The organism is Haloarcula montana, from assembly GCF_035666295.1.
Taxonomy (GTDB): Archaea; Halobacteriota; Halobacteria; order Halobacteriales; family Haloarculaceae; genus Haloarcula; species Haloarcula montana.
This window is the reverse complement of record NZ_CP142027.1, coordinates 1,186,385-1,208,492: the sequence shown is the minus strand read 5'-3', so window position 1 is coordinate 1,208,492 and position 22,108 is coordinate 1,186,385. Positions and strand designations below refer to the sequence as shown.

Sequence of the window (22,108 nt, the reverse complement as noted above, 5' to 3'; positions counted from 1 at the left end):
GGCCGCCCGCCTCAGTGCCGCTCGAAGGACACCGTCGTCGTCCCCGGACGGGCGGTGAGCGAGAGCGTCCCGGTGCCGTCCGCCGCGGCTCCGTCGGGGTGGGTCCATCCGTCGGGAACTGCCAGGGTGAGTTGCTGGGGCGTCTCGATGTCGAGCGACAGCGTCAGTCGCCCGTCAGCCTCGTCGGCGTCCCAGGCGACCCGTTCGAGCCGGTCCCCCAGGCCACCGAGGTGGTCGGTCCCGAGTAGATGGGGGGTATCGAGTGCGGGGACGACGTGGACGAGCAGACAGCCGTGTGCGGGTACCGTCCGTTCGACGGTCCCGCCGGCGGTGATCGGTTCCCCCTCCAGCGCGTCCCAGCCGCGCTCGTCCGCGTCGAGGGACAGCGAGAGCGCGTCGGGTTCGTCGTCCCAGTTGAACAGCGCGACCGCTCGGCCGGCGTCGGCGGGTCGCTCACAGACCACTCGTTCGGGGAACTCCGTCCGTCCCACGCCGGAGACGGTCCCGCTCTCGACCGGCGGCAACGACCGTTCGAGGAGGTCGCGGCCGGCGGCACCGATCTCATCGATCCTGTCGCTGAAGAGGTTCGAACCGCCAGTGAGCGCGACGATGGCCGCGAACGTCTCCCGCTCGGCCATCGAGAGCTCGGTCGTCTCCCGGACCAGTTGACAGTCGGGGTCGTTGACCCACCACCGGCGGTGGAGGTAGTCACGGTTGAGGACGTTCCGGATCGCGTTCTCGTGGGCCGGCTCGCTGGCGGATTCGCCCTCCCTGACCCAGTACTCGGCGGTGTCCGGGCCGACCCGCATCGCGTCGACGAGGCCGACGCTCTGGCCCTGTGGCGCCCCACAACCCAGGATGTACGTCTCCTCGCCGACGGCCTCGCGGATCGTCGCCAGGCCCTGCCTGTAGGCCTCGGCTCGGGTCACATCGGCGAACCGTTCACCGGGCAACGCGCCCGCATAGAGGAAGTCGAGCTTGAGGTAGTCGAAGCCCCACTCCTCGGTGATCGTTCGGAACGTCTCCCGGAGCCACGCCTGAACCTCGGGATGGGTCAGGTCCAGCCCGTACATCTCGCCGTGGCGTTCGCCGGCGGGGACGAACTCCCCGTCACTGTCGGTCAGCAGCCATTCGGGATGTTCGTCGACGAGGGCGGCGTCCTCCTGGACGAAGAAGGGTGCGAGCCACAGCCCGGGCGTGTGGTCGGCGTCGTCGATGTCCGCGACCAGCGACGCCATGTCCTCGAACCCCTCGGCGAGCGTCCGCCAGTCGCCGAAGGCGGTCTGGTAGCCGTCGTCGAGTTGGACGACCTCGACCGGGAGCCCCCACTCGTCGAGGGCCGAGCGGTTCGTCCGCACGTCGTCGGCGGTGACCCCGGTGAAGTAGTGGTACCACGAACACCACCCGGTCGGCACCCACTCACCGACCCGGGCATGCATCCGGGTTCCGGTCCGTTCGGCGATCGCGGTCAGTGCCTCGTCGACCGGGCGAGCGGCGTCGAGTCGGAGGGGCGCGCTCGTCGCTGTCTCCCCCGGCGCGAGTTCGACCCCGTCGCCGGGACAGACCGCCGACAGTGACTCGACCCCGTCGCCGTGCTCGTAGTCGAAGCGGGTGACGAACGCCGAGTGGTCGAGAAAGCCGGCGGTCAGATGGCTGTCCCCCTCGGTCAGCCCGATCTGGCAGTGACTCGTCGCCGTCGGAGCGGCCACGTCGGTCATCATCGGTACGTCGACCGGATCGACCGCTGGGAACGCCTCCTCGACCGGGAGCGTGGCCGTCGGCGTCCAGGACTGGTAGCCGTGGCGGTACACCCCCGTTTCGGGACCGAACGCCAATTCGTCGGCTGCCAGCGGACAGAGTCGACCGACCGGCTTGGGTTCCCCGGCCGTGTTCGTTACCGCCACCGAGACGTGGACCCCACCGTCGGCCGTGGTGAGCGTGACCGTCGTCTCCACGTCGACGCCGTCGTACCGAACCCGGACACTGTCCCCGTCGCTGGAGAGGGCGTAGCTGTCGGTCGCCGGGGCCGTCTCGGCGCCGAGTTCGGCACGGACGGTCCCGCTGGCGAGTTCGTTGCTCCCCTGTCGGACTGTCAGGCGTGCCGTCTCGGGCGCGAACCGGACGGTCGTCTCGCCCGCGTCGAGTCGAACCATACGACACCTGCCCCAGTCAAGCGTAATAGTTGTTGGGTAGACGCTAAAGGGAACTAATATCCCATAGATGATACGAGATTCTCTGCCGAAATATCTCTATATTGTTTAGCAAAAGTGAACAAAATATACAAAAAGCTATCGGTTGATTATCGAACAAGTTGCAAAAACGGAGATATAGCGGATAAGAATACCTCAAAGTATAGATTCACTCATGCTAAACAACCCTCAATACGATCGCCATTTAGCGGCAATTTTCTACACTACTATGTTTTAGAATAGATCAACTGAAATACTGTTCGCACTGCTGACAACAAGACCGGTGATATCCTCTTCCAGGCGTTTCCCTGTCATCCGGTTGGCCGGTCCCGTGACACACACCGCGCCGACGGCACGTCCCTCGTCGGTCGTCAACGGTGCAGCGACGCTTCTGGTTCCGTCGGCCTGCTCCTCGCGGTCGAAGGCGACGCTCTGTTCGCGGACGGTTCGGAGGTCGTCCAGCAGCGCCGTCTCGGTGGTCGCTACACGGTCGTCGTCCGTCGGTCGCTCGCTGTCGGTGAGCAGTGACCTGATCTCGTCTTCCGGCCGGTGTGCCAGTATCGCTCGGCCCGCGGCGTCGGCAGGCAGGGGCCGACGTATTCCCTCTCGGACAGCGGTCTCGCCCGCTTCGTTGCCTTCCACCAAGATGTACGCTGCCGCGTCGTGTTCCTCGACGACGAGGGCCGCGACCTCGCCGCTGGAGCGTGCGAGGCGGGCGACTTCCGACCGTGCAGCCCGATATACGGGCATCGTCTCGCGCGCCCGCGCGGCCAAGTCGAGGAACCGCGATCCGACGCGGTACTGGCGGTCCTCCCGGACGACGAACTCCAACTGATTGAGGGTCTTGAGGTGGTTGTGTACCGCTCCCTTCGAGAGATCGAGTTCCCGTGCGAGTTCCGTCACACCCGCCGTTCCACGGTCGAGTAGCTCCTCGACGACTCGCATCGTCGTCGCAGTGGCCTGTACCGGATACGATTCGTCCATACTCGGCCATCGGCCCCGAGATGTATATATTGTTCGTGAAGAGTGAACAAATTGTGAGTGGCGCTTGGAACGATCTCTGCGATAAGATGCGTGAAAGCGTCGTCTACAGCGTTCTACCGCCGGATAATTCTTTACTGACGGTATCTCGGCCGTGAGCGTGTTTAGATGTAGTGAACGATACCAATAATCAGAAAAATTATCTATATGCGATATTCTGGATTCAAATTTCGGGAAAACCGCAAGAAGGGAGTGGTATTGTCTGGCCACCCGACAATTGGCAAAACCATTAAATAATGGACTTTCATGTATTGACATAGCGCCGATGACTGACTCCAACCGACGACTCGACCGACGACGCATCTTGCAACTGAGCGCGGCCGGCCTCGCGGGCCTGGCCGGCTGTGGAACCGGCAGCCAGCCGGCCACGGATAGCAGTGGCTCCGGTGATGGTGGCAGCGGCAGTAGTGACGGCGGCAGCGGTGGCAGTTCGACAGAGACATCCAGCGACGGGGGCTCGGGCTCGCAGATGGCCTCCTCGGTAACGGCCTGGAGCTGGGACGTTGCGGCCAAGTCGCTTGACCTCATCGACGAGCCCTACGAGGAAGCCAACGGCGGCGATGTCACTGTCGAACAGTTCGGCCGCTCGAACATGAAAGACAAGTTCAAATCGCGCATCCTCTCGGGGTCGGGCGCGCCGGCCATCGCGACGATGGAGAGCGTCGACGCGGCCGCCTGGGTCGACACGGGCGGACTGCGCGACATCAGCGGCTGGATCGAGGACGCCGGTATCAAGGACGGTTTCGTCTCCGGGAAGTGGGGTCCGCTCACGAAAGACGGCGCCACGTACGCGCTCCCGTGGGACCTCGGGCCGGTCGGGATGTTCTATCGCAACGACGTCGCCAACGAACACGGGCTCGATCTCGAAAGCGTCGAGACCTGGGACCAGTTCATCGCTGAGGGGGAGAAACTCCCGGACGACACCGCACTGATGAACCTCCCACCCAACGACTACGACGGCGTCTGGCGGATGATGTTCCGTCAGCTCGGTGGGCTTCCGTTCACCGACAGCGGTGCCGTGAACATCCACTCCGAGAAGTCCCTGCAGGTCGCACGCCAGATGAAGCGAGCCCACGACGCTGGGGTCACCTCAAGCGTCGCCTCCTGGTCCAGCGAGTGGTTCAACCGCTTCGCCGACGGCTCCATCACCGGGCTGTACGGCGGTGCCTGGATCGAAGGGACGCTGAAAGCCGAGATCGGTGACACTTCCGGCAAGTGGCGTGTCATGAAGCCCCCGGCCTACGAGAGCGGCGGCAACCGCGCGACCAACTGGGGCGGTTCGAACCTCGTTATCGCCGACCAGGTCAGCGACGCCAAGGCCCGCCGTGCCTTCGACTACATGCAGTTCGCGCTGGCGAACAAGGAGATGCAGCTCAAGATGTACAGAGAGAACGGGCTCTTCCCGGCGTACAAACCGGCCTACGAGTCGGACGCGTTCGACCAGGGCTCGGAGTTCCTCGGCGGACAGGCCGCCGGCCGGATGTTCGCCGAGATTGCGCCGAACATCCCGAGCTACACCTACACGACCGACACGCCCGAGATCACGAAGGCGATCAACAGCGAGTTCAAGAAGATGATCTCCGGCGATCTCACGGCGAAGGAAGCCGTCGACAGCGCGGCCAGCCAGGTCGCCGACCGGACGGGTCGGGAGCTCGCGTAACACCGTTTTCCCTCTCTTCACATGTCGACCAGCTCCTCAAACCCGGTTAGAGACAAGCTCACTGCGGTTCGCGAACGGGCGGGCGAGGCCGTCGCACCGGTCTGGCAGGCGTTCATCGACGCCGTCCGGCCGGCCCGACAGGCCCAGATCCGAGCGACCCGGTCGGTCGCCGCCCGGCTCCCGTTCTCGGTGAGCGCGCCGTATCTCTTCCTGGCACCGTTTTTCGTCCTGTTCAGCTCCTTTCTCGCCTTCCCGATCCTCTATACGGTGTATCTCTCCTTCCACACCTACCAGGGGATCGGCAACGCGACGCTGCTATGGATCGATGTCGGCCCGATCCAGTTCGAGCTGACGCGGATCGCGTCACTGGAGTACGTCGGCCTCCAGAACTACCAGCGGTTGCTCGGCGACACGCTGTTCCAGAACGCGTTGGCGAATACGACCTTCATCCTGCTCGTGCAGGTTCCGCTGATGATCGTCCTCGGACTGGCGCTCGCGCTGGCGCTGAACGCCTCCTGGATGCGGTTCAAGGGGCTGTTCCGGACGACCATCGCCCTCCCGGTCGCCGCGAACCTCGTCGCGTACGCGACGGTGTTCCTGTTGCTGTTGCAGGACAACGGCCTGGTCAACACTGTCTTCCAGATGTTCGGGCTCCCGACGATTCCGTGGCTCAGTGGCGGGACGGCATTGCTACCCGGCCCGCTGAAGTCGGTTCTCGGAACGGGGTTCTGGCCGCGCATCTCGCTGGTCGGCGCGGTCACCTGGCGCTGGACCGGTTACAACATGATCATCCTGCTGGCCGGGCTCCAGAGTGTCCCCCAGCAACTGTACGAGGCTGCCGAGATCGACGGGGCCAGCCGCTGGGAGAAGTTCCGGTACGTCACCCTCCCGCAACTGCGTCCGGTCCTGTTGTTCGTGGTCGTCACCTCGACCATCGGGACCTTCCGGCTGTTCTCCGAGCCGCTGATCATCTCGGAAGGCGGTGCGTCGCTGTCGGCGACCCGGACGCTGGTCGTCTACATCTACAACATCGCCTTCCAGCAGTTCCAGTTGGGCTACGCCAGCGCGATGACCGTCGTGCTGGTCGCCATCGTCGCGGTCCTCTCGATCGTCCAGCTCCGGATCGGAGGTGAGTCGGATGCGTAAGTCCACGCGCGACGAGGCGATCTGGCGGTTCCTCGGCTACACCTTCGTCCTGCTCGTAACGTTGCTGATGGTGGTCCCGATCTACTGGATCATCGTCGCCTCGACGCTGCCCGAGCAGGCGTTCCTTACGGCGGGGACCGACATCCAGTTGCTCCCCGGGTCGAACTTCTTCGCGAACTTAGAGGCCCTACAGGCCCGGGAGAGCGTCGACTTCATCCAGAGTATCTGGAACTCCGTGTTCATCGCTATCGTCTACACGCTGTTGTCGCTCGTGCTGTGTTCGATGGGCGGATTCGCGTTCGCGAAGTACGAGTTCACGTTCAAGGAACCGATCTTCTACGCGATCCTGGCGACGCTGACCCTGCCCATCCAGTTGCTCGTCATCCCCCTGTTCCTGCTGATCTCACAGATGGGGCTGACCAACTCCTACTGGGCGATCATCCTGCCGTGGGCGGCCAACCCGCTGGGCATCTTCCTGATGCGCCAGAACATGAAACAGATCCCGGACGCCTTGCTGGAGTCGGCCCGCATCGACGGTGCGACCGAGTTCCAGTTGTATTACCGCATCGCACTCCCGACCATGAAATCGTCGTTGGCGGCGCTCGCCATCGTCCTGTTCCTCTTCCAGTGGAACCTCTTCCTGTTCCCGCTGGTCGTGTTGAACCAGGGCAAGTACACCATCCCGGTGGCGATCAACGAACTGGTCGGCGCCCAGCGTGTCTACTACGACCAGATCATGGTCGCGGCAGCGCTCAGCATCATCCCGCTGTTCCTGGTGTTCCTGTTCTTGCAGCGACACTTCGTCAGCGGGATCCTCGCAGGCTCGGTCAAGGAGTAACCCATGGCACAGATCAATCTCGACACAGTACGAAAGGAGTTCAGCGACGACGGCCGTACCATCGTCGCCGTCAACGACCTCGATCTGACTATCCGGGACGGGGAGTTCCTCGTCTTGGTCGGTCCCTCGGGGTGTGGCAAGACGACGACGCTGCGCAGCGTCGCCGGACTCGAAGAGGTAACGGCAGGCACCATCACGTTCGACGACGAGGACGTCACGGACCTCCGGGCGCGTGACCGCAACGTTGCGATGGTGTTCCAGAACTACGCGCTGTACCCGCACATGAACGTGCGGCGAAACATCGGCTTCGGACTCCGGCTCTCGACGGACATGTCCTCCCAGGAGATCGACCGTCGCGTCGACGAGGTCGCCGAGATGCTCGGTATCCAGGAGCTTCTGGGGAAGAAACCGAAGGCACTCTCGGGCGGCCAGCAACAGCGTGTCGCGCTGGGGCGGGCGATCGTCCGGGACCCCGAGGTGTTCCTGATGGACGAACCCCTCTCGAACCTGGACGCGAAACTGCGCGCACAGATGCGTACGGAACTCCAGGAACTGCAACACGAACTCGACGTCACCACCGTCTACGTCACCCACGACCAGACGGAGGCGATGGCGATGGGCGACCGTATCGCCATCATGAACGACGGGGAACTCCAGCAGGTCGGGACCGCAGAGGAAGTCTACCGGAGTCCCACCAACGAGTTCGTCGCGAACTTCATCGGCTCGCCGTCGATCAACCTCCTGACCGCGACCGTCGACGGCGACGTGCTCACGGGACCGGGCGGGTTCAGCTACCGACTCTCGGACCCGTCGCCGGTCGAGGGGTACGACCGCGTCCGCGTGGGCATCCGTCCCGAGGACATGACACTCGTCGAGGACGGCATCGCCGCTTCCGTGACCGTCGTCGAACCGATGGGCAACGAGAATTTCTGTTATATGGAGATGGGCGATGTCGACCTGACCGCCCGCATCGACTCCAGCCTGCGACCCAGTCCCGACGAGACGGTCCAGTTCGGATTCGAGGAGACCGCGCTGTATCTGTTCGACCCCGAGACCGGCCAGTCCCTAAAGACGATGACAGACGAGACTGACGTTTCCATCGAAGACTACGTCACACGACCTGAGTAATATGATCATCACTGACTACGATCTCTACGAAGTACCGCCGCGATGGCTGTTCCTGCGGTTGGAGACGAGCGAGGGCATCGCTGGCTGGGGCGAACCAGTCGTCGAGGGCCGCGCTCGCACCGTCCGGACGGCCGTCGAAGAACTGCTCGACACTTACCTGCTGGGCAAGGACCCGATGCGCATCGAGGACCACTGGCAGACGATGTACCGCGGCGGGTTCTACCGCGGCGGACCGGTCCTGATGTCCGCGATCGCCGGCATCGACCAGGCGCTGTGGGACATCAAAGGGAAACACCACGATGTGCCGGTCTACGAACTGCTCGGCGGGAAGGCCCGCGACCGGATGCGGGTCTACCAGTGGGTCGGTGGCGACCGTCCCGAGGGCGTCGCCGACGCGGCCCGTGAGAAGGTCGAGGAGGGCTTTACCGCCCTGAAGATGAACGCCACTGCGGAACTGCGCCGGATCGACTCCCCGTCGGCGGTCCAGGCCGCCGAAGACCGCATCGCAGCGGTCCGTGAGGCCGTCGGCGACGAGATCGACATCGGCGTCGATTTCCACGGCCGGGTCTCGAAGTCCATGGCCAAGCGCCTGGCAAAAGCCCTCGAACCGTACGACCCGATGTTCATCGAGGAACCAGTCCTTCCCGAACACAACGACGCGCTCCCACAACTGGCGAGCCACACCACGAATCCGATCGCGACCGGCGAACGGATGTTCTCCCGGTGGGACTTCAAGGAGGTCTTCGAGGACGGCTCTGTCGACGTGATCCAGCCCGATCTCTCACACGCCGGCGGGATCACCGAGGTCAAGAAGATCGCGTCGATGGCCGAAGCCTACGACGTGGCGATGGCCCCCCACTGCCCGCTCGGTCCCATCGCGCTGGCGGCCTGTCTCCAGGTCGACGCCTGCTCGCCCAACGCCCTGATCCAGGAACAGAGCCTGGACATCCACTACAACGAGACCAGCGACGTGCTGGACTACCTCAAAGACCCCTCGGTGTTCCAGTACCGCGACGGCTACGTCGACCTGCCGGAAGGGCCGGGACTGGGTATCGATATCGACCACAGCTACGTCCGGATGCAGGCCGGCGAGGTCGACTGGCACAACCCGGTCTGGCGCCACGACGACGGGAGTGTCGCGGAGTGGTAAGATGAACCGCTTCGAGAACGACGTGGCGATCGTCACGGGGTCGACCAGAGGAATCGGGGCCGGCGTGGCCGAACGCCTCGCCGAGGAGGGCGCAAGCGTCGTCGTCTCCGGCCGCTCGGAAGACGACGGCCACGAGACTGTCGAGACGATCCGCGAGGCCGGCGGCACCGCCCACTTCGTCCGGGCGGACATGCGCGAACCCACCGACATCGAGACGCTCGTCGAGGCGACCGTCGCGGAGTTCGGCGGACTCGACGTACTCGTCAACAACGCCGGCGTCGAGACCTACACCGGCGCGGACGAGGCGACCGTCGACGACTGGTCGTTCGTCGTCGAGACGGACTTCCGGGCGTTCTGGCTGGCCGCGAAACACGCCTACGAACAGATCGACGAGGGCGCCATCGTCAACATGTCCTCGAACCACTCGATGGCGACGACACCAGACATCTTCCCGTACAACGCCGTCAAGGCGGGGATCAACGGGATGACGCGGGCGATGGCCGTCGACTTCGGGCCGCGAGTCCGGGTCAACACCGTCGCGCCGGGGTGGGTCGCGGTCGACCGGACCACCGGCGACATGGACGAGGATCGCCGCCGGGAACTGGAGGGGATCCACCCCACTGGCCGACTCGGCACGCCCGAGGACGTGGCCGGTGCCGTCGCCTTCGTCGCCAGCGACGACGCGGGCTTCGTCACCGGGAGTACGATCACCGTCGACGGCGGGCGGACGGCCGTCCTGCAAGACGACTTCCTGCCGGACTACCGGGGGCAACGATGACTGTCGGCGTCTGTTACTTCCCGGAACACTGGTCCCGCGACCGCTGGGAGGAGGACATCGAGCAGATGGCCGAGGCCGGTATCGAGTACGTCCGCATGGCGGAGTTCTCCTGGTCCCGGATCGAACCCGAACCCGGCGAGATCGACCTCTCGTGGCTCGACGAGGCCGTCTCACTGATCGGCGACCACGGGATGGAGGCGGTGCTGTGTACGCCGACGGCGACACCGCCGAAGTGGCTCGTCGACCAGCGCCCCTCGATCCTGCAAGAAGAGCCCGACGGGACGGTTCGCCACTACGGGAGCCGCCGGCACTACTGTTTCAACTCGCCGGTCTACCGCGAGGAGACCCGCCGGATCGTCTCGACGATGGCCGACCACTTCGCGGACAACCCCCACGTCGCCGGCTGGCAGACCGACAACGAGTACGGCTGTCACGAAACCATCCGCTGTTGGTGTGACGACTGTGCGACCGCGTTCAGGGAGTGGCTCCGTGAGACGTACGGCGATGTCGACTCACTCAACGAGGCCTGGGGGACGAGCTTCTGGAGCCAGACGGTTCGTTCGTTCGAGGAAGTCGACCCGCCCCGACACACGGCCGCCGAACACCACCCCTCGCGGCTGCTGGACTACTACCGGTTCAGCGCCGAGAGCGCGGTTGACTACAACGCACTCCACGCGGATCTGCTGCGCGAAGCAAACGACGAGTGGTTCGTCGCCCACAACTTCATGGGCGATTTCGACTCCTGTGATGTCTACGGCTTCGCCGACGATCTGGACCTGATCACGTGGGATTCCTACCCCACCGGCTTCGCCCAGGACCGCCGGCAGGGCGCCGCCACTGCCGACGAACTCAGGGCCGGCGATCCCGACCAGGTCGGGCTGAACCACGACCTCTACCGGGGCGCCAAACAGCAGCCCTTCTGGGTGATGGAACAGCAACCCGGCGACATCAACTGGCCGCCCTACGCCCCACAGCCGGGTGAGGGCGCGATGCGGTTGTGGGCTCACCACGCGGTCGCCCACGGTGCCGACACCGTCGTCTACTTCCGGTGGCGCCGCTGCCGGGAGGGCCAGGAGCAGTACCACGCCGGCCTGCGCAAACAGGACGGCTCGCCCGACCGGGGATACCACGACGCCGACCGGGCAGCGACGGAACTGGCCGAGTTGGACCTCGACCCGGTCGACGCCGACGTAGCCGTGCTGCACGACTACGACAACCACTGGGCGACGAGCATCCAGCCCCACGCCCCCGACTGGGAGTACTGGACCCACATGCGCCAGTACTACCGCGCGCTCCGTGCGCGCTCGGTCCAGGCCGACGTGGTCCACCCCGACTGGGACCTCTCGGGCTACGACGCCGTCGTCGCACCCGCGCTGCATCTCGTCGACGACGACCTCGCGTCGAAACTCCGAGCGGAGGTCGCTGACGGGACGGAACTGCTGTTGACGGTCCGTTCGGGCACGAAGGATCCATTCAACAAACTTCCCGACGCACCCGCACCCGGCCCGCTCGCTGACATCGTCGGTGCGACCGTCGACCAACACGAGTCCCTTCCCGAGCAACTGGACCGGACCGTGACCTACGACGGCGAAACCTACGACTACCGCACCTTCGCCGAGTGGCTCGACGCGGACGGAGCGACCGTCGCGGGTTCACACGTCGGCGGCGTCGGCGACGGCAACGCGGCGATCACCGACCACGATGTGGGTGACGGCCACGTCGCCTACTGTGGTGTTTGGCCCGAGGCCGACCTCGCGGACGCGGTCGTCTCGGACCTGCTTGACCGGGCCGGTGTGGCCCACTCCGAGCGGTTCCCGACCGGCGTCCGGGCCGCCGAACGCGACGGCTACACCTGGGTGACGAACTTCACGAGCGACCCCGTCTCGGTGACCCCACCGGAAGACGCCCGCTGGGTCGTCGGCGACGACACTGTTGACGCGTTCGGCGCAAGCGTCTACGAGGGTCCAGCCGCGGACCTCTCGGTCGACGAGGGGTAAGCTGGAGGCTTTTCCGGCGATTTGTGTCACCGGCTTCGAACTAGTGTGGTTGCTGTTGGCCGGGAGGCCACTCTGTCGGCCGACCTGGGGAAGGGCAGGGTCGCTGAGAGCATCCCGCGAGCGAAGCGAGCGGGTTCACCGAACTCGCGCCGACGGCGCGAGTTCGGCAGTTTTTCCCCAGGTTTTTGCGAGGAGCCCTCCCACAGCGCGCTCGAAGAGCGCGCGAGGAAGGGCGACGAAGTAAAAAGTGGTCTTAGAACGGCGCTTCGGGGCCTTCGTCGTCGTCGGTGACGTCGCCGCCACGCGATTCACCGGGGAAGGAGGGGCTCATGCCGCCACTGCCGCCGGCCATGCCTTCCTGCTGTTCCATCCCGGTTCGGGCGACGACTTCGGTGATCTCGGGGATCTCCTTGGTCATGCGGGTCTTGATCGCCTGGATCGTCATCGGGGAGATGCCACAGCCCGAGCAGGCACCGCCCAGACGGATGGTGACGCTGCCCTCTTCGCGGTCGATCTCTTCGATAGCGGCGCTGCCGCCGTGCATCTGGATCTGCGGGAAGTTCCGGCGCAGGAAGTTCGTGATGCGCTCGCGAAGGTCGTCTCCGTCCTCAGTCTCTGTGCTCATAGTGGATCTAGGTCCGGCCCCGGGAGGCTTAGACCTTTGGACTGACGGGTTCGGTTAGGCGTGGGATCGTGAAGTCTCGCGTGGGTTCGACTGCCAGCAGCCACATTCTCCGGTTGGGGCCGTCTGCCGATAACACTCCGGAAAACCCACCCGTACGGTTGTTGAGTCTGACCTATACCCGGTCAGTTGCAGGGACTTTTCAGGTGGAGACGCCGCTCACTCTTCGGGAAACTCGAAGACACCCTGGAGTTCGCTCTCGATGGTCTCGACGTACTCGTCGAGGATAGTCTCGGCCTTCTCGTCGTCGACGAGGACGCCGGTCAGGCGATCGATCGGGTCCTCGGGGAGGTCGATCCGAAACTCCCGGTCGCCCTCGTAGAAGGGTTCGGACTCGTTCAAGATCTGTTGGTCGATGGCGTGGATCAGTTCCGAGTCGTAGGTGTCGTTCATGTACTCGAACGCCTGTTTGTACGCCTTCTGGAGTTCGGGGAAGTAGTTCGCGTACTTGTCCTCGAACTTCTCAGGATCGAACGTCGCCATTGTAGCCGCGTTGGACACCGGCGCCTAAAGGTGACCCGGACTCGCGGTCACTCCTTGTCGAGATCGTCCGCTTCGGGTGCCAGTGAGACCGGGACCTCCACGCGGTTCTCGGGGAACGCCAGGAGGAACAGCCCAGTACCGACGAGCGCGGTCGCGAAGACGCTCGCCCCGATCAACACGCCGGCGTCGACGCCGAGCGCGCCGACGCCCCCGTCCATCGTCGCGATGACTAACCCGAGTACGAGCAGGATGAATCCCGCACCGAAGACGAATCCCGCGCCGAAGAGCAGCCGTTCCTTGTCGTCGATCGGGTCCCGTTCCATGCGTATCACTAGGTGGCACGGGAAATAAACCCGGGGCCGGCGCCTATCCTAACTGGGCGGCGACGATGTCGTCGGCGGCGTCGACGAACGCCTGCTCCTCGCCGGCCGGGACCGTCGCGCCGGCAGCGATGTCGTGGCCGCCGCCGTCACCACCGACAGCCTGGGCGGCCTCCTTCATCACGACCGAGAGGTCGACGCCGCGGCCGACCAGCGGCCCGGTCGCGCGGGCGGAAACTTTGGTCTCGCCGTCGGCGTCAGCGAAGGCGATGATCGGTTTCTCCGAGTCGACGCCGTCGGTTCCCAGTGCCATCCCGGCGACGATGCCCACGATAGTCTCGCGGACGGCGTCGCCGGCGTCGAAGTACTGGACGTGGTCGGCCTGCTCGACGCCGCGCTCCTGCACGAGATTCAGGCCCTCCGAGAGGTTCCGTCGGTGGTTCGCGAGCAGTTTCCGGGCGCGTTCCAGCGGCGGGCCGCGTTCGCCCAGACAGACGGCCAGTCCCACGTCGGCGCGCTCGTAGCGGGCGGTCGCGTTCAACAACGTCGAGAACTCGCTCGCGTCTCGGAGTTCCGTCCCGGTCGGTTCGGCGGTCAGCGTGTAGGTCGTCCCGACCAGCGAGTCGATCTTGTCCGCGGGGACGCCACGGGTCACTGCCCGCTGGACCAGCGCACTGGCGACGGTCTGGCGTTCCTCGTCCGAGAGGTCTGCCCAGGTACGCCACTCGCCACCCGATTTCAGCTCCAGTCCGAGTTCTTCCAGAAAGCGGGTCGCACCGGCTTCGTCGTTGGAGATGCCGGGGATCGGTACCTCGGTGGCGTATTCGAGCAACTTCGGCAGCGGACGGGTCTGTTTCCCGTACAACGAGAGATCGGTTCCCTCTACCAGGACCTCGGCGTCGACCCCCTCCTCCACGAGAGCGGCGTTTGTCCCGACGAGTTCGCCGCCGACGGCCTGCATGTCGCCGACGGCGCCGACGACCGCCAGCGCGGCCAGATCGCGGTTGTCGCCGCCCTCGGGTTCGAGCGCGCGAGCGAGGACGTACGCCGCCCCCGCGCCCGAGAGTTCGGACGCCCCGTCGATCCCTTCCAGCAAGGGGTTGAGATGACACTCGAAGTCGGCGTAGCCGTCGGTATCGAAGACGGCGTCTGGATGGCAGTCCTCGGGGGCGGCGGGCTGGTGGTGGTCGGCGATCACAGCCGAAAAGTCCCCGGCGGCGACGTGTTCGGAGATCGTGGCGAGTTGACCCGAGCCGAAGTCCGTAAACAGCACTGTGTCGTACTCGCGGGCGGCGATCGTCGCGATCTCCGCGTCGTCAAGCTGCTTCTTGAACACCGTCTCGACCGGAATCCCGGCCCGCTGTAGTGCCGTCGTCGCGATGGCGGCGCTGGTGAGGCCGTCGGCGTCGATGTGTGAGGCCAGCAACACGCCGTCGGCTTCCCGCAGGCGGTCGGCACAGGCCCGGGCGCGCTCGCCGAGTTCGGGGACGGGACCGGTCGTCATCGACTGGGCGTAGGTGCGCCCCGGGTTAAAAACGTTCACTCGGCGGCGACGACACGGTTATCCCGGACTCGGCCATAGATGGAACTGTCAATGAACGAAAAACTCGTCCGCTGTCACGGTAGGGTGGAGGGCCGATGGGACTGATCGGTCGGTTCCTCTTCGTCGTCCGCTCGAAGCTCAACGCCCTGCTGAACCGGGCTGGCGATCCCAGCGCGGAACTGGACTACTCCTACGAGCAACTGCGCGACCAACTCCAGGACGTCACGCGTGGCATCGCCGACGTGACCACACAGAAGAAGCGCCTGGAGATCCACCGCCGGCGGCTCCGGGAGAACGTCGAGAAGTACGACGGCCAGGCCCGCGAGGCGATGCGCCAGGAGCGTGAGGACCTCGCGCGTCGCGCACTGGAGAAGAAACAGGCCCACGTCTCAGAGATCGCCGATCTGACCGACCAGATCGACGAACTCCAGGGGACCCAGGACCGCTTGGTCGGCAAGCGCGCGGAGCTATCGAGCCAGATCGAGCAGTTCCGGACCCACAAGGAGACAGTCAAGGCCCGCTACGAGGCCGCCGAAGCGTCGGCGCGCGTCTCGGAGGCGTTCACCGGCGTCGGCGACACCATGGCCGACGTGAGCCGTTCGATCGAGCGAGCGACCGAGCGCACCGAGCGCATGGAGGCCCGTGCCGCAGCCCTAGAAGAACTGGAGGAGACGGGCCAACTGGAGTCGGTGCTCGACGACGGCGACGACATCGACCGCGAACTGGATCGGGTCTCGACCGAGCGGGCCGTCGACTACGAACTGGAGTCACTCCGGGCGGAACTGGGTAGCAAGGCCGAGCCGGAGGCGGCCGACTGATCAGTCCCGGGTCTGCCTGACGACGACGGCGAAGGCAGCAGTTCCGGCCAGCGCCGCCACAGCGAGCAACAGCCACCCAGCCCGATAGGAGGTCGTGTCGGCCAGCCAGCCGAAGGTTGGGGGCACGAGCAGGGCGCCGGCGTTGAGCGCGGTCTGGCCGCCGGCGGTGGCCGCGCCGATCTCCTCCGTCGGGACCAGTGCAGTCATACAGGCGTAGTAGAGCCCGGTGAACCCCAGAATCGTCGCACCGACCAGCGCGACCACCACGAGTACCACCGGCCGCGACAGTCCCGGGACCGCCAGTACGGCCAGCAACACGACTCCGAGCAGTGCCTGTCCCAGTAGGACTGTCGCGTTCGCCCGCGCCTCACCCGTATCGAGTCTGTCGGCGAGCCAGCCGCCGACGACCCGGCCGGCGCTGCCGGTCACTTGCATCGCGGCGAAGCCCAGGCCCGCAACGGCCACGGAGACGCCGACGGAGTCGGTCAGATACAACGTGGTGTAGCCGACGGTGGTAAACAGCGCGGCACCGAGGAAGAACCCGCCAGCAGCGAGCGCGACGTAGGCCCGGTTCCCGCGGAGTCCCCGGAGATCAGGCAGGCGCCACTCACCGCCGGGGGCGCCGCGGTAGCCGACCGCGAAGCCGGCCGCGACGACCACTGCGACGGTGCCGGCCGCGAAGAACCCGAGGTTCCAGGGGCCGAGGGTCGGTGCGACGCTCACCACGAGGACGGCAGCGAGCCCACTGCCGGCGGTGACGCCCACCTGTTTGAGCCCCATCGCCCGGCCGCGGACCCCCTCGGGGACGCCGGTGACGATCGCACGGTTGGTCGCCGGCATCGCCGTCGCGTAGGCCCCGCCCAGACAGACAGCCGCGACCGCGAGACCGAGGACGCCGTCGGCCAGGCCGACACCGACGACGCTGCCGGCCAGGGCGACCAACCCACCGATCAGGACCGGTCGCTCCCCGGCGCCGTCGACGGCCGCGCCGACGGGGAACAGCGCGACGGTGTAACCAAGCGTCGCCGCGGTGACGACGACGCCGACGAGGAACCCGGAGAGACCCAGATACTCGCGGAACAGCGCGGTGCCGGCAAACAGCGCGTAGAAGCAGGTGCTGGCGACGACTTGCCAGCCGGTGACCAGCGCGACGTGAAGCGTCGGCCGCGAGTCCTCTGTCACGGGGACCCCCAGCTTTGCCTGGATCGCCCCTGAACGTTTCGAGTCCGGCGCCCCGTGCCGGTTCTCACGTCGACAGCGGGAGCCGTGCTAGGCGGGTCTCCGTCATCGCACAGATGCCTCGACCGAGGGCTTTCCCGCCGCGGGCGAGGTGGTAGGCCTCCTCGACGCCGGCCCGGTCTGCCAGGGGAACCAGCCGGACGGTCGTTCCCTCGGGGCCGATCAGTAGATCCAGCGTGGCCTGCGGGAACGAACAGACCGCCGGGGAGAGGAGTTCGGTGACGCCGCTGTGGCGCGCCAGCGCGGGGACGTGGTGGTGGGCGCTGACGACCAACTCGACGCCGTAGCGCCGACACACGGACCGGACGGCCTCGCGGTCCCCGGCCTGGAAGTTCGTCCACGGGTAGCCGTCGTGTTCGGGCAGGCCCGTCAGCGGGTGATGTGTGACGACGATCGGGACCGCGGCGTCGGCCGCTCGGTCGGCCAGCCACTCGCGCTGGGCGGGTCCGACGGCGCCACCCCAGGTGTTACGGAGCCGCCCACCCGGATCGCTGGCGCTGTCGACGGCCAGCAGCGTCACGGGACCGACCGTCTCGGCGGCCGGCAGCGAGCCGTACCGCTCCTCGAAGGCCGCGACGGCGGGCGTGTCGTGATCGTCGAAGGTCTTGGGGACGTCGTGGTTCCCCGGAACGACGAGCGGATCGACGGCGGTCTCCCCGAGGACTCCGTCGGCGATGTCGAACTGCCCGGAGCGGCCGTCGGCGGTGAGGTCCCCTGCCAGGACCACGGTGTCGGCCCCGCGGCGGTCGGCCGCTGTCAGCGCGGCCCGGAATCGCTCGACGGTCCGATGGTAACACTTCCAGGTCCCGCGCTCGCGCTCGGTGACGTGGGGGTCCGCGATCACGGCGATCCGGACCCGTTCGTCGGTGGCCGGGCGGTCAAGCTGTGCGAGCACCGGCCCGGCCGTCACGCCGGCGCCTCCTCGATAACGTGGACTCGTTCCGGGTCCAGCGAGAGCGACACCTCCTCGCCGGCCTGTGGCGTGACCGTCCCGTCGAGGTTCAGCGTCACCTCGCTCCCGTCGGGCAGTTCCGCCACGGTCCGGACGTGTTCGCCCAGGTAGAACGTGTTCCGGACCGTCGCGGTGATCGGTCCCTCGCCGACGGTGAACGCCTCCGGCCGGGCGACGACGGTCACGTCGCCCTTGACGCCGGTCCGGTTCTCGATGTCGGCAAAGCCCACGTCGACGGTCCCGTTCCGGGCGGTGGCGGGAATCCGGTTCGAGGTACCGACGAATTCCGCGACGAAGGGCGTCTCGGGCTCCTGGTACACCGACCGGGGCGGTCCGACCTGCTCGATCTCCCCGTCGTTCATCACGGCGATGCGGTCACACATCACCATCGCCTCCTCCTGGTCGTGGGTGACGTAGATCGCCGTCACGTCCAACTCCTCCAGCAGCGCGCCCATCTCCTCCTGGAGGCGGGTCTTGAGCTTCGCGTCGAGGCCGGTCATCGGCTCGTCCAGCAGGAGCACGCGGGGCTCGATCGCCAGCGCGCGGGCCAGTCCCACCCGCTGTTGCTGGCCACCCGAGAGGGTCTGTGGGTCCCGGTCGGCCAACTCGTCGATATCGAGCAGTGAGAGCACCTCGCGGGCGCGTTCGGCCCGCTGCTCCGCTGGCAGTGACCGCATCTTCAGCCCGAACTCGACGTTCTCCCGGACGGTCATGTTGTTGAACAGGGCGTACGACTGGAAGACCAGCCCCACGTCCCGCTGTTCGGGCGGGACGTTCGTCACCGCCTCGCCGCCAAACCGGACCTCGCCCTCCGTGGGCGTCTCGAACCCCGCGACGGTCCGCAGGGTGGTCGTCTTCCCGCAGCCGGACGGCCCCACGAGCCCGACGGTCTCGCCGGGCTCGACGGTCAGCGAGACCCCGTCGACGGCGGTCGTTTCCCCGAACGCCTTCGTGACTGTATCGAGTCTGATCTGTTCTGCCATCAGCGGACACCTCCGATCGAGAAGCCCCGTTCCCCGGTCGCCCGTAACAGCGCCGTCACGACGACGACGATGAGGAAGTAGATCGAGATCGCGGCGGCGGCCCGCAGGAACGGGTTGTTCGAGATGTTCTCGAACAGGAACAACGAGAACGGCTTCGGGCCGCGCGAGTAGACGATATACGAGAAGTTGAACTCCGCGGCCGCGAGCGTCCAGCAGATTATCGCGCCCGAGAGAATCCCCCGTTTCGCGTTCGGGACGATCACCGTCAGAAACGTCCGCGGCCAGGAGGCCCCCAGCGAGCGGGCGCTCTCCTCGATCTGCCGAAGATCCATCGATTCGAACGACGACTGGACCGCGAGCACCATGTACGGCGCTTTCAACAGCGAGTAGCCGATCATCAACGCGACGGCGCTGGGGAGGTTCGGGTAGGTCCGCAGGAACGCGATGCCGAGGATGATCCCCGGAACCACGGGGAGCACGGCGAACGTGTTCAGCCAGCCCTGCCCGTAGAAGTCGTATCGGGTGACGGCGTAGGCGATCGGGATGCCGACGATGAGGTTGACGAACACCCCGCCCAGCGCCAGCGCCATGCTGAGACTCAGGGTCTCGGGCAGCGGGATCGTCGCGTCGATCACCGGGACCGTCGTCGATCCGCCGAGGCCGCGGCTGGCCCCCAGCGTCGAGGACAGTCCCAGCGCCTGCTCCCAGTTGTCAAGTGTGACGAAGCCGCTGGGGAAGACACCCGTCCACTCGCCGGCGAAGGAGGCGACGAAGGTGATCACCACCGGACCGATGAGGAAGACGACGGTCACCAGGATCAACGCGGTGATGGCCCGCCGGCCGACGGCCGCCGAGAGCCGACCGATTCGGCCGGGATCGCGGGCGGGAACCGACTGCCGGGCGTCCGTGCCGGTGTCGTCGGCACCGGGCGTGCTCATCCGGCCACCTCCGCGCTCGTCAGACGCAGACTCAGGAACGTGAAGACGACGGTGAAGACGAAAAACACCGTCGCCAGCGCGGAGGCCATCTGGAGGTTGAACCCGACGCTGATCTCCTGGTTGAACCGGAAGGTGATCACCGACAGCGCTTTCAACACGAGGACGGTGCCGAAGATTGCCAGCGCCGTCCGGAACGTGAGGATGAGCGCACCGACGATGCCGGGCCGGATCTGTGGCAGGGTGACATAGCGGAACGTCTGCCAGGGCGTCGCGCCCAGCGCCCGGGCGGCCTCCTCGGCGTCGGTGTTGACCTCCGCGTAGCTCCCGCGCAACAGGAAGGTCGCCCGGGGGATCATCGAGTAGAGGTAGCCGAAGAAAAGCCCGGTGATCGCCAGCAGGGTCCCGGAGGGCTGTCCCGTCAGGGCGAGGGCGTCGGGACTGGCCCCGGTAAAGACGGACAGGACCTTCGTCAACACGCCGGTCTTGCCGAACCAGACGATCATCATGAACGCGGCGACGATGCCGGGCAGGCTGATCGGGAAGGAGATGAGCGTCACGAGCAGTCCTTTTCGGGGGAGGTCGTACTTCTCCAGCCCGTGTGCGATGGCGACGCCGACGACGACGCTGGCGACGGTCGTCGCTGCGCCAAACCACAGGGAGTTCCAGATGACCTGGCCGTAGACGGGGTTGGCGTCGATCCCGGTCCCCGGGACGGCCGCCAGGATCGAGGTGAACAACTGTTCGTAGGCCGCCAGCGTGAACCCCTGGATGGCGAAGTTCGACGTGGAGGTACTCATCCGGAGCATCGTCGCCAGCGGGACGAACGCGCCGAACGCCGCCAGCGCGAGAAACGGCGCCGCCAGCGTGACGATGCGCCGGCGACTCCGGTCCCGTTCGGTCGCCGGCGCGACGAGGCTCACGAGGCCTGCCCCGACCCGTCCGAACGGCGCAGATCCGTCTCGCGTCGCCATCTCAGTAGCCCGTCAGGCCGACGCCCTGGCCGATGCCGTTGATGATGCTCTCCTGGTTGTCGACGAGTTTCTGGTAGTCGACCTGGAACTGCGTCTCCTCGTAGGCCGACTGGGCCGGGAACTCCTCGGGCATCTCCAGTTCGGGCGCTCGGATCGGCCGGACGTAGGCGTCGAGGAACTTCCGCTGACCGTCCAGCGAGAGGACGTAGTCCATGAACAGCTTACAGGCCTCGGGGTTGGGCGCACCCTTGAGCATCCCGTAGCCGTACGGTTGGTTGAACGCCCCCTTCTCGCCGTTCGGACCGGTCAGCAGGGAGACGCCCACCTGGTCTTCGGCGATGGAGTCGGCGTTGTACTTCAGGTCCAGACCGGTGTAGTCGTACTCGACGAAGGTCGTGATCTCGCCTTTGGTGAACTTCTGCTCGACGTTGCCGGCGAAGACGGCGCCCTTCTCTTTCATTTCCGTGTAGTAGTCGACGACCGGCTGGATATCGTCGAGACTCCCGCCGTAGGCGTTGTTGATCGAGATGGCGCCGGCCAGTCCGACGGCGGCGTTCGGCGGCTGGAACTGGGTGTTTGTGGCGATCTCCTCACGCTTGAGGTCCTCCCAGGTCTCCGGGGGTTCGATCCCCTCCTCCTCGTAGATGTCTTTCCGGTAGGTGACCGTCGTGGTCATCCGCCGGGTCGCGGTCATGTGGCCGTTGTCGGTCTTGAGCTTCTCGGGGACCTTCTCCCAGCCCTTCGGTTTGTACGCCTGTGTCAGCCCGTCCTGCATCGCCAGGATGCCGTAGGTGTAGCCGCCGTTGTACGCCGAGTGGGTCGGGTCCTGGGCGTGCGAGCGGAGGTCCGACAGCGCCTCGCCCGAGGAGCGCTGGTCGTCGTTCAGCGGGAGGCCGTACTGCTGTTCGAAGTCGTTCATGAGCGCACCCCAGTTCGACCAGCCGGTCTGGACGGCGTAGACGAACAGTTTCTCGGGGAAGGTACTCTCGCTGACCGTCGTCTGGAAGTCGCCGTGGCCGACCTCGTAGGTCGTCCCGCTGCCCGAGCCATCCGAGCTACTGCTGCCGGAGGAACTCCCGTCCGAGGAGCCACCGCTGCCTTCCGAGCCGCTGCCGCCCGAACAACCCGCGAGCCCGGTTGCGATCGCCGCACCTGACGCCTGGAGGAGTCGTCGACGTGAGTACTCCATACAGGCGGCACAAACCCCAGGAATTGAAAGACGGTTTATATTTGCATTCCGTACTGGTATTTC

The 22,108-nt window shown here is 66.1% G+C and carries 20 protein-coding genes; 8 read left to right on the top strand and 12 right to left on the bottom strand.

Annotated features, from left to right (window positions below):
* Positions 1-11 precede the first annotated feature (11 nt).
* Together VJ109_RS06220 and VJ109_RS06215 are read right to left on the bottom strand one after the other, a co-directional pair.
* Complete coding sequence (locus VJ109_RS06220) at positions 12-2,153, bottom strand: glycoside hydrolase family 36 protein (RefSeq protein WP_324759875.1); 2,142 nt, start codon at positions 2,151-2,153, stop codon at positions 12-14.
* A 270-nt stretch (positions 2,154-2,423) separates the two neighbouring features.
* Positions 2,424-3,173, bottom strand: coding sequence for an IclR family transcriptional regulator (locus VJ109_RS06215; RefSeq protein WP_324759873.1), 750 nt, complete (start codon positions 3,171-3,173; stop codon positions 2,424-2,426).
* A 322-nt stretch (positions 3,174-3,495) separates the two neighbouring features.
* Here VJ109_RS06215 and VJ109_RS06210 point away from each other — a divergent pair, with 322 nt between their 5' ends.
* From VJ109_RS06210 to VJ109_RS06180, 7 genes are read left to right on the top strand one after another with little or no spacing between them, the layout of a single operon-like run.
* Positions 3,496-4,890, top strand: coding sequence for an extracellular solute-binding protein (locus tag VJ109_RS06210; protein ID WP_324759871.1), 1,395 nt, complete (start codon positions 3,496-3,498; stop codon positions 4,888-4,890).
* A 21-nt stretch (positions 4,891-4,911) separates the two neighbouring features.
* Complete coding sequence (locus VJ109_RS06205; RefSeq protein ID WP_324759870.1) at positions 4,912-6,036, top strand: carbohydrate ABC transporter permease; 1,125 nt, start codon at positions 4,912-4,914, stop codon at positions 6,034-6,036.
* Positions 6,029-6,874 carry a carbohydrate ABC transporter permease gene (locus tag VJ109_RS06200; protein ID WP_324759869.1) on the top strand — a complete coding sequence of 282 codons (846 nt, stop codon included), beginning with the start codon at positions 6,029-6,031 and terminating at the stop codon, positions 6,872-6,874. Before VJ109_RS06205 ends, VJ109_RS06200 begins: the two co-directional genes overlap by 8 nt.
* A gap of 3 nt (positions 6,875-6,877) precedes the next feature.
* Complete coding sequence (locus VJ109_RS06195; protein ID WP_324759868.1) at positions 6,878-8,002, top strand: ABC transporter ATP-binding protein; 1,125 nt, start codon at positions 6,878-6,880, stop codon at positions 8,000-8,002.
* Between the two features lies 1 nt (position 8,003).
* Positions 8,004-9,152 (top strand): galactonate dehydratase, encoded by a 1,149-nt coding sequence (gene dgoD / locus VJ109_RS06190; RefSeq protein WP_324759867.1) that lies wholly within the window; start codon positions 8,004-8,006, stop codon positions 9,150-9,152.
* 1 nt (position 9,153) lies between these two features.
* On the top strand, positions 9,154-9,930 hold the full coding sequence (locus VJ109_RS06185) for an SDR family NAD(P)-dependent oxidoreductase (protein WP_324759866.1): 777 nt from the start codon (positions 9,154-9,156) through the stop codon (positions 9,928-9,930).
* Positions 9,927-11,927 carry a beta-galactosidase gene (locus VJ109_RS06180; protein ID WP_324759865.1) on the top strand — a complete coding sequence of 667 codons (2,001 nt, stop codon included), beginning with the start codon at positions 9,927-9,929 and terminating at the stop codon, positions 11,925-11,927. Before VJ109_RS06185 ends, VJ109_RS06180 begins: the two co-directional genes overlap by 4 nt.
* Positions 11,928-12,180: 253 nt before the next feature.
* Here the strand turns inward: VJ109_RS06180 and VJ109_RS06175 are convergent, their stop codons facing one another.
* The 4 genes from VJ109_RS06175 to recJ form a co-directional block, all read right to left on the bottom strand.
* Entirely contained in the window at positions 12,181-12,552 is a 372-nt protein-coding gene (locus tag VJ109_RS06175) for a NifU family protein (protein WP_324759863.1), read from the bottom strand.
* A 216-nt stretch (positions 12,553-12,768) separates the two neighbouring features.
* Positions 12,769-13,092: a DUF5783 family protein gene (locus tag VJ109_RS06170; protein ID WP_324759862.1), complete on the bottom strand. Its 324-nt coding sequence runs from the start codon at positions 13,090-13,092 to the stop codon at positions 12,769-12,771.
* A 47-nt stretch (positions 13,093-13,139) separates the two neighbouring features.
* Positions 13,140-13,415, bottom strand: a complete 276-nt coding sequence (locus VJ109_RS06165; protein ID WP_324759860.1) for a hypothetical protein — start codon at positions 13,413-13,415, stop codon at positions 13,140-13,142.
* A gap of 43 nt (positions 13,416-13,458) precedes the next feature.
* On the bottom strand, positions 13,459-14,916 hold the full coding sequence (recJ, locus tag VJ109_RS06160) for a RecJ family nuclease (protein WP_324759858.1): 1,458 nt from the start codon (positions 14,914-14,916) through the stop codon (positions 13,459-13,461).
* 134 nt (positions 14,917-15,050) lie between these two features.
* Between recJ and VJ109_RS06155 the strand changes: the two genes are divergently transcribed.
* Entirely contained in the window at positions 15,051-15,773 is a 723-nt protein-coding gene (locus tag VJ109_RS06155) for a PspA/IM30 family protein (protein ID WP_324759856.1), read from the top strand.
* Here the strand turns inward: VJ109_RS06155 and VJ109_RS06150 are convergent, their stop codons facing one another.
* The 6 genes from VJ109_RS06150 to VJ109_RS06125 all read right to left on the bottom strand — a co-directional run bounded on the left by VJ109_RS06150 (position 15,774) and on the right by VJ109_RS06125 (position 22,045).
* Positions 15,774-16,955, bottom strand: a complete 1,182-nt coding sequence (locus VJ109_RS06150) for an MFS transporter (RefSeq protein ID WP_324759854.1) — start codon at positions 16,953-16,955, stop codon at positions 15,774-15,776.
* 64 nt (positions 16,956-17,019) lie between these two features.
* Positions 17,020-17,922 (bottom strand): metallophosphoesterase family protein, encoded by a 903-nt coding sequence (locus tag VJ109_RS06145; protein ID WP_324759852.1) that lies wholly within the window; start codon positions 17,920-17,922, stop codon positions 17,020-17,022.
* Positions 17,919-18,947 carry an ABC transporter ATP-binding protein gene (locus tag VJ109_RS06140; RefSeq protein WP_324759850.1) on the bottom strand — a complete coding sequence of 343 codons (1,029 nt, stop codon included), beginning with the start codon at positions 18,945-18,947 and terminating at the stop codon, positions 17,919-17,921. The genes VJ109_RS06145 and VJ109_RS06140 overlap by 4 nt, the downstream gene beginning before the upstream one ends.
* Positions 18,947-19,885 carry an ABC transporter permease gene (locus VJ109_RS06135; RefSeq protein WP_324759849.1) on the bottom strand — a complete coding sequence of 313 codons (939 nt, stop codon included), beginning with the start codon at positions 19,883-19,885 and terminating at the stop codon, positions 18,947-18,949. Before VJ109_RS06135 ends, VJ109_RS06140 begins: the two co-directional genes overlap by 1 nt.
* Positions 19,882-20,856: an ABC transporter permease gene (locus VJ109_RS06130; RefSeq protein WP_324759848.1), complete on the bottom strand. Its 975-nt coding sequence runs from the start codon at positions 20,854-20,856 to the stop codon at positions 19,882-19,884. Before VJ109_RS06130 ends, VJ109_RS06135 begins: the two co-directional genes overlap by 4 nt.
* A gap of 1 nt (position 20,857) precedes the next feature.
* Entirely contained in the window at positions 20,858-22,045 is a 1,188-nt protein-coding gene (locus VJ109_RS06125; RefSeq protein ID WP_324759847.1) for an extracellular solute-binding protein, read from the bottom strand.
* Positions 22,046-22,108: the final 63 nt, after the last annotated feature.

Coding starts and splice junctions, on each gene's coding strand:
- VJ109_RS06220 (WP_324759875.1), bottom strand. CDS start 2,153: ATGGTTCGACTCGACGCGGGCGAGACGACCGTCCGGTTCGCGCCCGAG.
- VJ109_RS06215 (WP_324759873.1), bottom strand. CDS start 3,173: ATGGACGAATCGTATCCGGTACAGGCCACTGCGACGACGATGCGAGTC.
- VJ109_RS06210 (WP_324759871.1), top strand. CDS start 3,496: ATGACTGACTCCAACCGACGACTCGACCGACGACGCATCTTGCAACTG.
- VJ109_RS06205 (WP_324759870.1), top strand. CDS start 4,912: ATGTCGACCAGCTCCTCAAACCCGGTTAGAGACAAGCTCACTGCGGTT.
- VJ109_RS06200 (WP_324759869.1), top strand. CDS start 6,029: ATGCGTAAGTCCACGCGCGACGAGGCGATCTGGCGGTTCCTCGGCTAC.
- VJ109_RS06195 (WP_324759868.1), top strand. CDS start 6,878: ATGGCACAGATCAATCTCGACACAGTACGAAAGGAGTTCAGCGACGAC.
- dgoD (WP_324759867.1), top strand. CDS start 8,004: ATGATCATCACTGACTACGATCTCTACGAAGTACCGCCGCGATGGCTG.
- VJ109_RS06185 (WP_324759866.1), top strand. CDS start 9,154: ATGAACCGCTTCGAGAACGACGTGGCGATCGTCACGGGGTCGACCAGA.
- VJ109_RS06180 (WP_324759865.1), top strand. CDS start 9,927: ATGACTGTCGGCGTCTGTTACTTCCCGGAACACTGGTCCCGCGACCGC.
- VJ109_RS06175 (WP_324759863.1), bottom strand. CDS start 12,552: ATGAGCACAGAGACTGAGGACGGAGACGACCTTCGCGAGCGCATCACG.
- VJ109_RS06170 (WP_324759862.1), bottom strand. CDS start 13,092: ATGGCGACGTTCGATCCTGAGAAGTTCGAGGACAAGTACGCGAACTAC.
- VJ109_RS06165 (WP_324759860.1), bottom strand. CDS start 13,415: ATGGAACGGGACCCGATCGACGACAAGGAACGGCTGCTCTTCGGCGCG.
- recJ (WP_324759858.1), bottom strand. CDS start 14,916: ATGACGACCGGTCCCGTCCCCGAACTCGGCGAGCGCGCCCGGGCCTGT.
- VJ109_RS06155 (WP_324759856.1), top strand. CDS start 15,051: ATGGGACTGATCGGTCGGTTCCTCTTCGTCGTCCGCTCGAAGCTCAAC.
- VJ109_RS06140 (WP_324759850.1), bottom strand. CDS start 18,947: ATGGCAGAACAGATCAGACTCGATACAGTCACGAAGGCGTTCGGGGAA.
- VJ109_RS06135 (WP_324759849.1), bottom strand. CDS start 19,885: ATGAGCACGCCCGGTGCCGACGACACCGGCACGGACGCCCGGCAGTCG.
- VJ109_RS06130 (WP_324759848.1), bottom strand. CDS start 20,856: ATGGCGACGCGAGACGGATCTGCGCCGTTCGGACGGGTCGGGGCAGGC.
- VJ109_RS06125 (WP_324759847.1), bottom strand. CDS start 22,045: ATGGAGTACTCACGTCGACGACTCCTCCAGGCGTCAGGTGCGGCGATC.